Annotated in this window: 7 protein-coding genes; all 7 read left to right on the forward strand. The window is 56.8% G+C overall.

The features are described from left to right. The first annotated feature begins 7 nt into the window (after window positions 1-7). On the forward strand, window positions 8-1,549 hold the full coding sequence (locus ASD58_RS31300; protein WP_057262362.1) for a hypothetical protein: 1,542 nt from the start codon (window positions 8-10) through the stop codon (window positions 1,547-1,549). 65 nt (window positions 1,550-1,614) lie between these two features. Further along, entirely contained in the window at window positions 1,615-8,013 is a 6,399-nt protein-coding gene (locus ASD58_RS31855; protein ID WP_057262363.1) for an Ig-like domain-containing protein, read from the forward strand. A gap of 24 nt (window positions 8,014-8,037) precedes the next feature. After that, a complete protein-coding gene (locus tag ASD58_RS17015) occupies window positions 8,038-12,483 on the forward strand; it encodes an RHS repeat-associated core domain-containing protein (RefSeq protein WP_057262364.1) in 4,446 nt (1,481 codons plus the stop codon). A 57-nt stretch (window positions 12,484-12,540) separates the two neighbouring features. After that, window positions 12,541-12,975, forward strand: coding sequence for a DUF6714 family protein (locus ASD58_RS32800; RefSeq protein ID WP_373994454.1), 435 nt, complete (start codon window positions 12,541-12,543; stop codon window positions 12,973-12,975). A gap of 237 nt (window positions 12,976-13,212) precedes the next feature. Further along, window positions 13,213-14,187, forward strand: a complete 975-nt coding sequence (locus ASD58_RS17025; RefSeq protein WP_156401327.1) for a hypothetical protein — start codon at window positions 13,213-13,215, stop codon at window positions 14,185-14,187. After that, window positions 14,126-14,698, forward strand: a complete 573-nt coding sequence (locus tag ASD58_RS17030; protein WP_156401328.1) for a hypothetical protein — start codon at window positions 14,126-14,128, stop codon at window positions 14,696-14,698. The genes ASD58_RS17025 and ASD58_RS17030 overlap by 62 nt, the downstream gene beginning before the upstream one ends. 14 nt (window positions 14,699-14,712) lie before the next feature. Continuing rightward, on the forward strand, window positions 14,713-14,959 hold a 247-nt coding region (locus ASD58_RS17035; protein WP_156401329.1), incomplete at its 3' end, for a hypothetical protein.

A 14,959-nucleotide genomic window follows, 5' to 3' on the forward strand; every position in this document is an offset into this window, starting at 1 on the left:
AGAAGGAATGAAGAATATGAAATCGAACAAGCCGATGACGAAGCTGGCACTCGCCAGCATCATGGCAGCCCTCAGCGCCAACAGCATGGCAGCATTCAACAGCGGCAGTACCGGCGCCAACGGTGCTTTGCTCATCACCACATCCGGCACCACCACAATCGACCTGCCGCCTGATGGAGTGTTGAACTACACGACCGTTACGATCAACGCTGGTGCCTCAGTCATCTTCAAGCGTAACGCAGCCAACACGCCGGTCACGCTCCTGGCGAGCGGTGATGTCACGATCGCCGGCAGCATCACCATCTCCGGTTCGAATGTCGACACGAGCCAACAAGGCGGCAAAGGTGGTCCTGGCGGTTTTGATGGTGGCCGAGGCGGCTCTTTCATCGACGCGTCGCAATGGAAAGCTAACGGTGAGCCAACTTTCAATGCGGGCAGCCCTGGCTTTGGGCCTGGCGGGGGCGCTGGTGGCGGTGTGGTCCTGCCGGGGCCCAGCGGCATGACAAGCTCGAGTACGGTACCCTTCCTGCGCCATGGAACTGGTGGCGCATATGGCGGCAGGTTGGCGGCATTTCCGGCAAGCTCCGTCAAATGCGCACACCCTGAAGTGCCTGGATATGGCAATGTGAACCTGATGCCGCTGATGGGGGGCTCGGGTGGCGGCGGCGGTGCTGGCGGCAACCGCGCTCCTGGCGGCGGCGGTGGCGGCGGCGGCGGGGCCATCCTGATTGCGTCATCTGGAGTGATCAACCTTACTGGCGGCATTTACGCGAACGGCGGCAACGCTTCCACGTCCTTTAGTGGCGCTTCTGAGGGCGGTGCCGGCAGCGGCGGTGCGGTACGCCTTGTTGCAAACATCATTCGCGGCAACGGCGCCATCACCGCCACAGGTGGCTCGCATAACGGCACTGGCGGCAGCGGCAATGCGGCTGCGGCTGGCGATTCGCCCTTCGGAATTTGCCAGTCCCCTGATACTGGCTGGACCTACGCGGGCCCAGGCCGCATCCGCCTGGAAGCCGCGATCATGGAGCGTACCGCCGGTACCAATCCTACGTTCACCTACGACCTTCCGAGTGCAATCGTTGTTCCCGGCGGCACGCCAGGAATCACGATTGCCAGCATCGGCGGCAAGCCGGTTCCGGACAATCCTACCGGTTATGGGGACCTGAGTTTTGACGAGCCAGGTAACCAGAGCGTAGTCATTAACACCACCGGCGTTCCGGTCGGCAGCATTGTTACGCTGTCCGTCGCGCAGGCAGGCCTTGCCACAGCAACCAAGATCGTTGGCGCTCCAACCACAGGCACCAAGGCCAGTGCGACCACCTCGATCGACGTCGCATTGACTGGCGGCTCCAACACTATCCAGGCTGCCATCACCTTCACGGTGGGCGGCCAGGCTGCCGCGGCCCTGGCGCCACTTGCTGGCAATGAAAACGTGGCCCAGGTGCGCCTGGAGTCCGTGTTGGGCGCCGGTCAACAGCTAGCCACCCTGATCACTGTCAGCGGCAAAGAGTACAAGGTGCCGGCAGCATCCCTCGCGGGTATTTGATCCCTCTGCCGCGGTGCGGCTAAAAGAAAAGAACAGAAGTTCGTCATATGCAGAAAAGAGTGGTAATGACAAAGATCCGTCTCGACGGCGCCAAGCGCGCCGCTTCCTTGGCGACAAGGCTAACGCGCGTACCAGCGAACTGGCGCCGTCCGATCCTGGCCGTCTGCATTGGTGCCGCCTTCGCGACCCAGTGGAGCGGCGCAGCCGAACTGAAGATCGCCGATGGCGTGGTCATCAAGTTTGGCGCGGATGCGCAACTGGTTGTACGCGACAAGGTCACGGTCGGCGACAATACCACCTTCACCAGCCAGAATGACGACGCTGCCGCCGGCCGCACCAATCCGGCTGCGCAAGCACCGCATGCCGGTGACTGGCGCGGGATCAGCATCGAGAAATCCGCGCAGGCATTCGGCGTGCAACTGGGTTCCGGCATACTGGTGCGCTACGCAGGCGCCGACGGTAATGCTGGCCTTAGCTTGCGCGGCGTCAGCCCGACCGCACCTTTCCTGCAATTGCATGACAACGTACTGGGCCTGCGCCTTGGTGCCGGCGCCAATCCGGTGCTTACCGGCGCAAGCTTTATGCGCAACGCGACCGGGGTCGAAGCGTTCGACACGACCGCGTCCATAACAGGCGGCCAGTTCGTCGGCAACACGACGGCTGCAATCGAAAACAAGACGCCAACCTCCATCGTCCAGGCGACGGGCAACTGGTGGGGGCACGCCACCGGCCCGACCAATGCTGCGGGCAACCCTTCCGGCCAAGGCGACAAGGTTTCGGGCGGGGTCAATTTCGGCAGCTTCGTTGCTGCGGGACCACTGCTGAACCCACGCGTAACGCTGCTGAACCCTGCGCCATACCATGTGCAGCACCGCATGCAGCTGGCGCTGGCCTGCGTCAACGCAGTTGAATACCGCATCGCTGAAAACGGCGCCTTTGCCGGTGTGAGCTTCCTGCCAATGCCGGCGGACGGCACGGCAATTCCTTTCGACACGTCGGCTGGCGACGGCACCAAGAACATCACCGTCCAGTACCGCAGCGCGAACGGCGAGATCGGTGCTGTGTCGTTGCCGGGCCAACTGGTCGACACAAGCGCACCGGTGCTGGACCTGGCCAGCCCATTGGCGAATGCCATCATCAAGCGCAACACCACCATTACCGCGGCAGCAAGCGACGAGGGCGGCATCCGCAATGTGCAGATCTACATCGACGGCACGCTGGTGGCAACCCGCACCGCTGCCCCGTACACCTACACCTGGGACATCGAAGGCGTGGCCGACGGTGACCACGCCATCAGGGCCGTAGCGAATGACCTGGCTGGCCGCAGCACCGAACGCAGCGTGCCGGTAACCGTTTCGCACGTGATTGTGCCACCAGACACCGCCGGTCCGGAAATGAGCGGCATCAAGATCTCCGGTGTTGACCTGGCAGAAGGCGCAACCCTGGCGCGCAACGGCATCCTCGCATTATCCGCAACCGATGCCAGCGGCGTATCGCGCATCGAACTGCTGCTGGACGGCGTCGTCCGCAGCCAGGCAAGCGGCAGCGGAACGTTCTCGCTGTCCCTGAACATTGAAGACATCACTGACGGCGCCCATACACTCGGCCTGCGCGCCTTCGACTCGTTGGGCAACGCGAGCACCCTGAGCTACGGCGTGACCGTTGCCCACGCAGCACCGGACGCGCCGGTATTGTCGATGACTGGCAATGGCATCGTCACCCGCAACATCACCCAGGGGATCAGCGGTACTGCCCAGGCGGGCCGCAATATCCAGTTGCTGGTGAATGGCGTGCCATCCGGCGCAGCATTCAAGGCCGGCAGCGATGGCCGCTTCAACGGCACGGTGACCCTGGTGGATGGCGACAACCTGATCACCGCCACTGCCAACGACCAATACGGTACCAGCGCCGCTTCAGGCGCCCTGCGCATGAAGCTGGACCGCAGCGTCCCGTCCAGCCCGAGCAGCCTGGCCGTAACCGTGCAGGCCGGCGGCAAGGTGAACCTGACCTGGGTGCGCACGACTGACGCCAATGCAATCGGCCACCACGTTTATCGCGCAAACTTCGCCTTCACCGCAATTGAAGACGCAACCCGTATCAGCGGCGCGCCCCTGACCACGATGGCCTATGAGGATATGCCTCCGGCCGACGGTGTGTGGTACTACCGCGTTGTTGCAGTCAACAGCATTGGCACGGCCTCGGCGCCGACCAATTCGGTGGTAGCGAATTCCGACTCGACTGCCCCGAAAGCAGTGAGCATTTTCTATAAGCCGCTGGGCATGGTCGATGCAGCTTCCGGCCGCATCGGGCAGGGCAAGGTCGACCTGGAGATGACCGTCAGCGAAGCGCTGCCGACGATGCCATACCTGTCGGTAGTGCCGCAAGGCGGCGCGCCGATCACCGTTACCCTGACCAAGGCTGGCGACACCCGCTATACCGGTAGCTTTACGGTCGATGCATCGACTCCAGCCGGCACTGCCAATGCGCTGTTCTCGGCCCGCGACGCGGCCGGCAACCGCGGCACCGAAATCCAGCAGGGTGCAACGCTGAAAATCGATACCCAAGGTCCGGAATTGAGCGGCATCGTGCTGAATCCTGTTTCGCCGATCAAGAATGAAAATTCGCCTGCCATCCAGGCTACCTTCACCTTCAGTAAGGCGCCAACCGGTACGCCGGTTGTGAAGTACTTGCTGTCTGGCCCAGTACGTTCCTACCAGAGCGTAGGCAGCCTGGTGCCGGTGAACGCGACGACGTACAAGGTTACGTTCACGCTGCCGTCCGATGCCGGCGCGTCGGGCCTGGAAACCCTGAGCTTCTCCAACGAAGCGCGCGACGACCTGAACAACGTATCGACCACGGTGTCGGCACTGAACCGATTCCAGGTCTACCAGGGCAGCTTGCCGCCACTTGCTTCGCCATTCGGCTTCACCGCCAAGGCGCTGCCAGGCGGCAAAGTGCAGCTGGCGTGGAAAGCCGTGCCGGACGCGCTGTCGTACCAGATCTATCGCCGCGCCCCGAACCAGGCCGCGCTGGAAGCATTGATGCGCACCAGCGGCACTGACTACATCGACCAGGTTCCGCAAGATGGTGTGTATACCTATGCGGTTGCTTCGGTACGCGCTTCCAACGGCCAGGAGGCGCTGTCCGAGCAGAGCATTCCAGCCGAAGTCACCGCCAGCGCTACTGCGCCGGGCGCGCCGCAAAACCTGCACTTGCTGCTCACCGGCCAAGGCATTCAGGCAAGCTGGCAGGCGCCAGTGGCCAGCACCGTGGACAGCTATCGTCTGTACCGCAGCAGCGGCACCAGCATTGGCAGCATCACCGGCTTGATTCCGATCAAGACCGGTATCAAAGGCACCGCTGCCGTTGACGGCAACCCGTCGCCAACTGAAGGCGCCTACGTGGTGACTGCGGTTGACGCAGCCGGCAACGAATCCGCCATGTCGAACTCTGACTACCTGAACGCCAGCCTGCTGCCAGTACGTAACCTGAGCGTGGAACAGTATGGCAATAGCCTGCCAGTAGTGACCTGGCAGTCGCCGAACGGCAACATCAAGGGCTACCAGGTTTACGTTGGCCCGGACTCAAGCAAGGTCAAACTGACTCCTGCGCCAATTTCCGCGACCACGCTGACCGATACCGGCTACACCAGCGGTGAACGCCGTTACACCGTGGCAGCCGTGGACGCCAATAATATGGAAATGGCGCGCAGCCTGACCATGCCGAACGTGTTTGCCCAGATCGCAAGCGGCCTGCCGCTGCAGCGTGGCATCATGAACAAGCTGCAGGTACAGGTTGGCAACTCCTCGTCCAGCGCAGTGCAGGGCGTTCGCGCCACTGTACGTGTGCCGGTTAACAAGGACGCGACGCAGTTCAAGGACCACAAGTCCGAAGTATTCACCCTGGCTGCCAACGAAACCCGCCTGGTTCCTGTGATCGTAGGCGGCTATGCCGAAATGCCGGGTGCACCGCAAGCTGCGGTCGGCCTGGAAATCGCGCCGAACGAAGGCGAGCAGGTGAAAGTCTCGCGCGACCAGGCCATCGATGTGCTGGAAGGCTCGCTGGTGGTCGGCATGTCGACCGACGAATTCACCCGCGGCGGCACCGGCAAGTTGAAACTGACCATCGAGAACACCAGCGCCGTGGATGTAGAGCTGCTCACGGCCATGAGCAATGGCACCGAGCCATCGTCCGAGTTGCGCTTCAAGATCGTCGACAACGACGGCAACATCCTGGCTACCCAGCCATACAAACAGGCTCTGGGCGCCAACGTGGTGACCCTGCCGAACGGTATGACTGTTGCCCGCATCCCGGCTGGCGCAAGCTATGTGTCGGATGTATTCGAAGTGAACATTCCTGCATCCAGCCCGACCAAAGTACGTGTACGACTGGAAGTGGACAAGCTGCGTTACCACACCGGCCAGGCCGACGAGGTGATCGTGGCCGGCCGCGGTAGCGAGAAAGCCATCTCGCTGGTAGATACCATGTATGTGGGTGAAGTGACCAGCGTTTCGCCGGTCAGCTCCTTCGGCAGCGACAAGATCACCATCAGCGGCCGTGCACTGGACCGTGCTGGCAGCGCGCCGTTGCCGTTCACCCGTCTGAAGGTGATCTTCAACCAGCAAGGATTCGAACGTAACTTCTCCGTGATGACGGATGCTTCTGGCAACTTCAGCTACGAGTTCACGCCAACGGTGACCGACGCAGGCCTGTTTAAGGTCAGCGCCGTGCACCCGGACATCACCGATCGTCCGGAACAGAAGGCCTTTACTATCAACCGCGTCACCGTGGGCCCGACGCCGTACAAGCTGGACCTGGCGAAGAACATGCCGTTCACGATTCCATTCGTGGCCAAGGCAGGCGCAGGCACTTCCGCCACCAACGTGCGCCTGGCGCTGAACGCTGCAAGCCAAGCCACCGGTACCCTGCCGGAAGGCATTGAAGTGCAGACCGCCGTTCCGGTAACCCTGAGCGAACGCCAATCCCTGAATATGCCGGTCAGCTTCAAGGCCAGCGAATCGGCGCAGCCATCCGGCAGCCTGGTGTTCGACGTGGTGACGGACGAAAGCGTCGGCACGCCAATCGGTAAAGTCACCGTGAATTACACGCTGTCCGAAGCGAAACCATTCCTGATCGCGTCTCCAAGCTTTGTGGAAACCGGCCTGGCGCAAGGCAGCACGCAGATCGAATCGCTCACGCTGCGCAACAACGGCACGCAGGATGCGAAGAACCTGCGCTTCACCCTGAGCAAGGCAGACGGCAGTGCCGTTCCATCGTGGATCTCCATCGCCAGCCAGGCCGACGGCACGCTGCCGGTTGGCGAAGCGCGCGCGATCGACCTGTCGTTCATGCCACCTGCGAACGCAGTAGAAGGCATGTATGAGTACAAGCTGAATATCGTTGGCGACAACTTTGGCCAGCAAGCGTTGAACGTGTACGTGAACCTGACCCAGAGCGGCGAAGGCAAGGTGCTGTTCAAGGCATCAGACATCTACACCGCGACCGTGGGCAAAGACGGCAAGCTGATTGAAGGCTTGGCGAATGCCACGATCACACTGCAGAACGAAGATGTAACTGCCGTGATGGCCGAATTGAAGACTGACAGCGTTGGCGAAGCACTGAGCACCAACCTGCCTGCGGGACGCTACAAATACCGCATCCGCGCAGCCAACCACCAGGAAGTTGGTGGCCGCGTTCAAGTGAAGCCGGGTATCACTGCAACCCTGCCGGTCTTCCTCGACTACAACTCGGTGACCGTGGAATGGAGCGTCAAAGAAATCACGCTGCAGGATCGTTACGAGATCGTCCTCAACGCGACTTACGAAACCGACGTCCCGACGGCGGTAGTGGTGATCGAGCCGCTCAGCACCAACCTGCCGAAGATGAATCCGGGCGATGTGTTCCATGGAGAGCTGAATATCACCAATTACGGCTTGCTCCGTGCGGATAAGGTGAAGCAGAGGCTTCCTGCATCGGATAACTATTTCCGCTTCGAGTTCCTCGAAGAAGTACCAGAGACGCTGGACGCGAAACAGCGCGTAACGCTGCACTACCGCGTGGTGGCACTGCAGTCGCTTGATGGCGCAGCCAATATTGGCACGGCATCTGGCGGCGGCTGCTCGACCTACAGCAATTCGACGAGCACGAGCCACCAGTGCACTTGCAAAAACGGTGTGGTGACCAATGGCTTTGCGACGAGCTCCTGGTTCAGCCAGAGCGGCGCTTGCTCCGTGCCAGGCGGCGGCGGTGGCGGCGGTGGTGGTGGCGGCGGCGGCGGTGGCGGCGGCTGGGGCGGAAGTGGCGTATCAACTGCGCCTCAGACTATTGGGTCACCTTCAGGCTGCATCCCTGGGGCTGGTGGTGGTACTTGCAACGGTGGCGGTGGCGGCGGTAACGGCCCTAGTGGTGGGGCAGGCGGTGGTGGTGGAGCAGGCGGTGGTGGTGGTCCCACTCACCTTATGTGACGTGTTCACGAGAAATTGAAGAAAATGAACAAGCAGAATAAATACAATTTGATGCGAATCGCTGGGCTGGCAACGTTGTTGGGACTCGCACCTATATGCGGTGCACAGCAGGCAAGCACTGTCGACCCAATCGCCGCCTATGAAGAGAGCCTTCGCATCAACACGAACATGCCGGGCGGGAAATTCACCGTCAGCACGGTGGATATGCGCATCAAGATCGCCAATGGCTATTTCACTTGGAGCCGGGAATACGACGGTAACGGCTGGAGATTCTCGCCTCACTTGGCTCCGTTGCGGTTTGACGGGCCCCGAGTTCCTCTCGGAATGGGGGCAGGTGGCGGCGGTAGCGGTGGGGGCGGCGGTTCCGCGGCTGCACCTACGCCGCCCGCGCCAGTACAGGAGTCGTTTGGATATGTCGGTGCGTTTGTGGCGTATGAATCCGACCCTAACCTTGTTTCGGTCCCATTGGCATCGATAGAGCAGGTTATACGCAACGGCGCAATATTTGAGGCCGATGAGAAATACCGTTTTTATCAGCAAAAAGGTTCGACTTCTGGTCGCTACTTTGTAGAAAGCACTTTCATTCAAGACCGAGGAGTCTTCTATCGGTGGCAAGATCGGTCCGGTGATTGGGTCTTATTCGATGCCAAGACAGGCGTCGATTCTTATGGCGACGCCAATGGGTTGACCGCCAGCATGGAATACGAGAATGGGCCTGCCATTGACGGTAGGAAAGGCAAAAGGCTGAAAGCAGTCAAAGATCGTAATGGCAACGTCGTCCTTACCTTCGTCTACGACCAGGTCCATCCAACTGCACTTCGCGAGGTGCGCGAGGTTTTGCTTCCAGGGGAAAGTTTCGCGCCCCGCGTGGTCAAGTACGACTATGACTTCAGCCATGAGGCTAGCGGTGTGCAACTGCTGACGAAAGCCACTGATGCCGGCGGCAATACCACCTCCTTCGGCTACGACGACACATTCCGCCTGACATCGATCACCGATGGCGAGGGACATACACGCCGCGTCGAGTACCAAGGCAAAAGTAGCCGTAAGGTAAAGGAGGTCGAGGCTGACGGAACTGTAACGGCTTTTGAGTATTCGTATGACAAGATGAAAAAGCAATACGCTGTCCGTGCAACTCAAACCACAGTGGACGACCGCCGCGTGGAAGAGGAATTTTACGACATAGATGGGGCTCAAATTCGCAAGGAGATTAATGGCGAACTCGTTGAAGAATATATTAAGGATGGCGGAAGAGAGTCATACCAATTAAATGCAATGGGTTTTGTCGTAAAAACGACTACGAATGAGTTTGACTTGGTTGCACGAATCGACTACCCGAACGGATCGGCTTACTCGGCCGAATATTCACCGCTCAATTTGCGTAAGACGAAAGAGATTGATGAAGGTGGAATGGTTACGAGTTATGAGTACGACGAAAAAGGCAACCTTATAAAATCTGTTGCTGCAGTTGATAAACAAAAGCAACGCATCACGACATACAAAAGAAATGCTTTTGGCGATGCTGCTGAGGTTCGATTTCATGGCCGCACCGAGGCTAACGGCTTGATGAGCCTTGATTCTGTATGGACCTTCGAATTTGATCAGCGAGGCAATGTTAATAAGAGTGTTGATCCAGAGGGAAATGTTCGCCGCTATACCTACAATTCGGACGAAATTTTGACATCTAGCGTCGATCCCTATGGAAATACCACAATAACAGACGTGGACGGTATGGGGCGGCCAATAAGAAAAACAGACGCTCTTGGGAATTATTCAGCTTATACCTATGACGCAGTTGGAAACCTCTTGACTGAGAGAAATAAGCGGGGACTCGTTACGACAAGGAAATTCGATTCCAATAATAATGAAATCGAGGTTAACGAGCCAGGGAACGGTCCAGTATTCGGCACATATCAGATGGGGAAACTTGTGCTTTCGCAGGATTCACTGGGCACTATTTCCCGAATGAAATACGACTTGCAAGGACGCTTGTCAAGCCGGGTCGACGGGGATGGTAACGCTATTGAATATAGCTATGCCCTTCCCGAAAATACTGAGCAAATCCGGAAAGGGATGAATCAGAATGCTACGAAGGCGAAGTTTCCTACTCGGAGTGAAGAGTATGAATTCGATCGCCTCGGGAATGTTGTTAAATCAGAGGCGAGATTCGTGAATGACGGAGCAGAAGCCAAGCGCTCCGTCGCCCGCGAGTACGATAAGAGTGGTGCACTAATAAGGTCGATCATATCTGGGATCAGAGAGACAAAATATTCATATGACGAAATCGGTCAGATTTCAAAAGTCGTCGATGCCAACGGGAAATCGGTTAACTACATCCATGACGTGCACGGAAATCTTCTGGAAGTAAAAGATCAAAACAACAACATATACAAATTTGAATTCAATAGATTAGGCCAGATCGTCAACGAGATATTGCCACTCGGACAAAGCTTAAGATTTGACTACGATAAGGCTGGCAATGTTTCTGTCATATCGAGTGCTGAGTCTCAAGCAAAGCTTATATATGACAAAGTAAATCGTATATCTAACATTAACTATTCAAGCGGCGCAGATGAGCCTGAGCAGGAAGTCGAATATATATGGAATTCTGACGATAATCTCGCTATGTGGTCTGTTAGGGATGCTCGGGGGAATGAAGTTTCATCTGGGAAGGTGGAGTACAGCGAATTCGGGAAAAAGATAAAATCGACAACCTCATTCCCTGGTGGATATAGCCTGAGCGTAGGCTATCAATATAATGCTGTGGGGCAAAAATCCGCCATAATTTGGCCGGACGGGACTTCTATTGCTTATTCTTGGCGCTCGACAGGCGTGCTTGATGCAATAGCTATTCCTGACGAAGGCGTCATTAAGTATGCTGACTTTTACGAAAATGCGCCCCGCACGGTATTGTTCCCCGGCGGGATTAAGCAAACACGAGGATATAATGGTCTTCAAAATCTTGAAAAAGTAACGGTGAAAACAGCGGGGGCGCAGACTTTATTGGCGCTCGAAAATAGGTTTAATCAGGAGCAAAATCTAGGTTCAACGCGTCTAACTTACTCCATTCCTAGCGGGGATCGGATTAATGATTCGCGCTTCGAATATGACTCATTGGATCGCTTGATCGGCACTTCGGTTAACCACGGAGGAGTCACAAGCTATGCTGATATCTTCACTTTAGATAATGTAGGTAATCGGATTGCTCAGTCAAGCTTTGCCGGGCCTTGGGCATACGACGCCAATAATCGAATTGTACAGCGCGGTCAAGGTGAATCCGAAGTCATTTATCACTACGATGCACGCGGCAATCTGATAAAAAAAATTGAGAAAGGCGGCGCGACCTCGTATAAATATAGCGCAGCTGGGCATCTTGTTGAAGCGAGCGGTCCCGATAGCCAACTGATAGCCCGTTATGGATACGACCCTGCAGGTCGACGAATTTGGCGTGAAGTGTTCCGTGGAAGAGACTTTGCGAAACTGGAGAAGGCGAAACGGGTTTTATATCTCTATGCAGGTGAAGGCTTAATTGCAGAGGCGGAGCAAGAGATTTTACTAAATATTGATGGATCGACCTCTTACATTGGAATTCCATCCATAACCCGGCAATACGGGGTGGTTCCAGATACGTTGTTTGGCACGAACGCGGTCTTTATGTGGAGTAAGCAATACGATGGAACACAGAAGATTTCCTATTATCATAATGATCAGCGGGGAGCGCCATTAGTAGCGACAGACAGGGACGGAAACATTACCTGGGCGGCAGAGTATGATGCGTTCGGTAAAGCCACCGTGTTGCGATCGGAGATTGTGAACGATCTGAGACTGCCGGGGCAAATAGAGGATTCTGAAACTGGACTCCACTATAATTACCGCCGTTATTATGATCCGTCCTTGGGACGGTATGTTCAAAAAGACCCAATTGGTGTTGCTGGGGGATTGAACGAATATCTATATGCTGAAGGGAATCCAAACACCAAGACAGATCCTTTAGGGCTGGCTCCCTGGGACTCATTGCCGAGGCGGGGCATTTGCATTTGGCCGTTTTGCCCCCCTCCGCCACTCCCTGGTGCTGGGCCGCTACCTCAACCGACACCGTATGACTTTGATGATGACGATGGAAGTCGATCAAGGCGCCGAGAGTCTGGCGACGAAGCGCGCAGTAGATCTGCGCCAAAAGCGACAGGCCAAAATGATGACGTGCGTCGCGAGGAAGAACGAAAAAAAGATTACAAAAACTACAAGGATCGTTGTAATCAACCGACGCCTAAGGGTGGAGATAAGTGTCAACAGGCTAGATTTAAACTGGGGCGGCAGCGCGCCTGTTTGTGGCTGCGTTTAGAACATAACGATAGGTTTTATGATGGTAAGGACGGCCAGCACAACCCAAATCTATATCCGGAACTGGAAAAATCCATCAAGGAAGCGCAAAAAGCAGTTGATCGCCATTGTAAACCGGGGTGTAAATAAATGTATTCCAAGAGAAAAATTTCACTAGAAATTGAACAGGTGTTTCCGTTTGTTCCAATGCCGTCGAATGAGTTGCTTACACTGCACAGTGATAAATGCTCGGAATGCGAGTATGTGCGCGAAAACATCGAAAGATTCCGATCAAGCTGCTTTGGTGAAGCGGGAGCGCAAGTTGTATACTTGGAACTGTCACATTTGACAGCGCAGGCCTGGAATTGGATGCTTCCCCACTATTTGCGTTTCTGCATCAGTGATGAGGCGAAAAACGAGTCCACTCTCACGGCGTTTTTTCTCTATCAGTTCTATCCTGTTCAAAAACTAAGCCAGCTAATATCTCATAAATTATTTTCCTTAAATATGGATCAGTTTTTGTGCTTGGCGCATTTCTTGACGTGGGCCCTCAATGATCCTATACGACGAGATGAGGATGGCGAAGATATCAAAGATAGTATTACTTTCCTAAAGGAATTAATACAGTCTAGGACCACTTAGTCAGTTGATGTTGGGGTTTGGTATTTTTGTAAGCATGGAACCGGAGTAACGCGGGAATAATCGTCATCTTGCTTTAGGGTTTGTAGTGGAATGTGCAAATGAATCGCTGTGAAGCACATCAGCGACGCTATTTAGTTGCGGACCGGAAGCTCTCGTCTGCTCTTCCGCGGCCCCCAAGTTGTCTGCACTTCTCGCTCAAGTAACCCAAGAACTAAGACGAATTTTCTTTTTATAATCATGATATTTCGATGGTCACGTAACGCAATTCTTGGAATTGCCGGGTCAATCATTCTGATTTGCACTCCTTCGCTCTACGCACAGGAAACCTCCTGCGCCAAAGTCAAAATCGAAATCAAGCAGGAGCTCACTCTCGAGCGGCAGGCTTTTGATGCGGCCATGCGCATTACAAACAATGTTGACGGCGACCAGATCTCCGACATCAGCGTGACGATGCGGGTGACCGACGAGCTGGGGCTGCCGGTTGCGGTGACCTCCAATGCCAGCGACACCACCGCAAAGTTCTTCGTCCGCATTTCGAACCTGGACGGCATTGCTTCGGTCGATGGCACAGGTGTCGTTCAGCCGAAAACAACCGCCACCATCGACTGGCTGATGATTCCTGCGCCTGGTGCGGCGGGCGCGACACCTTTCGGCAAGAAGTACCTGGTCGGCGCCACCCTCAAGTACAAGTTCCAGGGCGAAGTGCAGACGCTGGAAGTCGATCCTGACGTGATCACCGTCAAGCCGCTGCCTTCGCTGACGCTGGATTACTTCATGACGCAGGATGTGGTGGCCGACGATCCGCTGACGCCAATCATCGAAGCGGCCGAGCCATTCACTCTCGGCGTGCGCGTGAAAAACACGGGCCTGGCCAAAGCGGCCAACCTGGCCATCGACTCCGCGCAGCCGAAGATCGTTGAGAACAATCAGGGCCTGCTGATCGGCTTCCAGTTGCTGGGCAGCTTCGTCGATGACTCCCCCGCGCAGAATTCCCTGCTGATGAAGTTTGGCGATATCGCCGGCGGCACCAGCAAGATGGGCCGTTGGATCATGCAGACCACGCTGGCCGGCAAATTCACCGGCGCAGAATTCCCTGCTGATGAAGTTTGGCGATATCGCCGGCGGCACCAGCAAGATGGGCCGTTGGATCATGCAGACCACGCTGGCCGGCAAATTCACCGAGTTCGGAGCCAAGTTCTCGCACGCCGATGAACTGGGCGGCTCGCTGACCTCGATCATGCAGGCAGTGAACGCGCATATCCTGCTGCACGATGTGCGCGTCGATGGAGCCAAGTTCTCGCACGCCGATGAACTGGGCGGCTCGCTGACCTCGATCATGCAGGCAGTGAACGCGCATATCCTGCTGCACGATGTGCGCGTCGACCTGCCGGGCCGCGATGCGGTGCGCGATTATCTGGCGCTGGAACCGACCGGCGTGAAAGTGTTCGAGTCCAACGGCCCTGATTCCGATGTGACGGACCGCAGTGCCGCTGCCACCCTGGTGGTCGGCCCAAGCGCCAACGGTGTCGACACCTACACGCTGAACTTCCCTGCAACGCCGGGCTTTGCCTATGTGCGCCTGAAAGATCCGTATAGCGGCACCCGTCCAATTGGCCGCATCATCCGTTCCGACGCCAAAGTCATGGCGCCGGAAAATGCCTGGCTGTCCAAGACCCGGAGCCGCCTGCCCCTTTGCCTATGTGCGCCTGAAAGATCCGTATAGCGGCATTTGCCTATGTGCGCCTGAAAGATCCGTATAGCGGCACCCGTCCAATTGGCCGCATCATCCGTTCCGACGCCAAAGTCATGGCGCCGGAAAATGCCTGGCTGTCCAAGACCCGTAACAAGGACACCAAGAAGTGGGAGTACTACGTCAACTTCTTCGATGTTGCGACCACGGGCGTGTACAGCACCGATTTCGATCCGCCATCGGCCAACGATCGTGCGCCGGAGCTGCAGTTCATTGCCGACCACACGGTTGAAG

Origin of the sequence: Duganella sp. Root1480D1 (assembly GCF_001427305.1) — a bacterium.
GTDB lineage: Bacteria > Pseudomonadota > Gammaproteobacteria > Burkholderiales > Burkholderiaceae_D > Rugamonas.

What these genes read in the sequence shown, in the direction of transcription:
- ASD58_RS31300 (WP_057262362.1), top strand. Translation starts at nt 8, where the DNA reads ATGAAGAATATGAAATCGAACAAGCCGATGACGAAGCTGGCACTCGCC.
- ASD58_RS17025 (WP_156401327.1), top strand. Translation starts at nt 13,213, where the DNA reads ATGATATTTCGATGGTCACGTAACGCAATTCTTGGAATTGCCGGGTCA.
- ASD58_RS31855 (WP_057262363.1), top strand. Translation starts at nt 1,615, where the DNA reads ATGACAAAGATCCGTCTCGACGGCGCCAAGCGCGCCGCTTCCTTGGCG.
- ASD58_RS17030 (WP_156401328.1), top strand. Translation starts at nt 14,126, where the DNA reads ATGCAGACCACGCTGGCCGGCAAATTCACCGAGTTCGGAGCCAAGTTC.
- ASD58_RS32800 (WP_373994454.1), top strand. Translation starts at nt 12,541, where the DNA reads ATGCCGTCGAATGAGTTGCTTACACTGCACAGTGATAAATGCTCGGAA.
- ASD58_RS17015 (WP_057262364.1), top strand. Translation starts at nt 8,038, where the DNA reads ATGAACAAGCAGAATAAATACAATTTGATGCGAATCGCTGGGCTGGCA.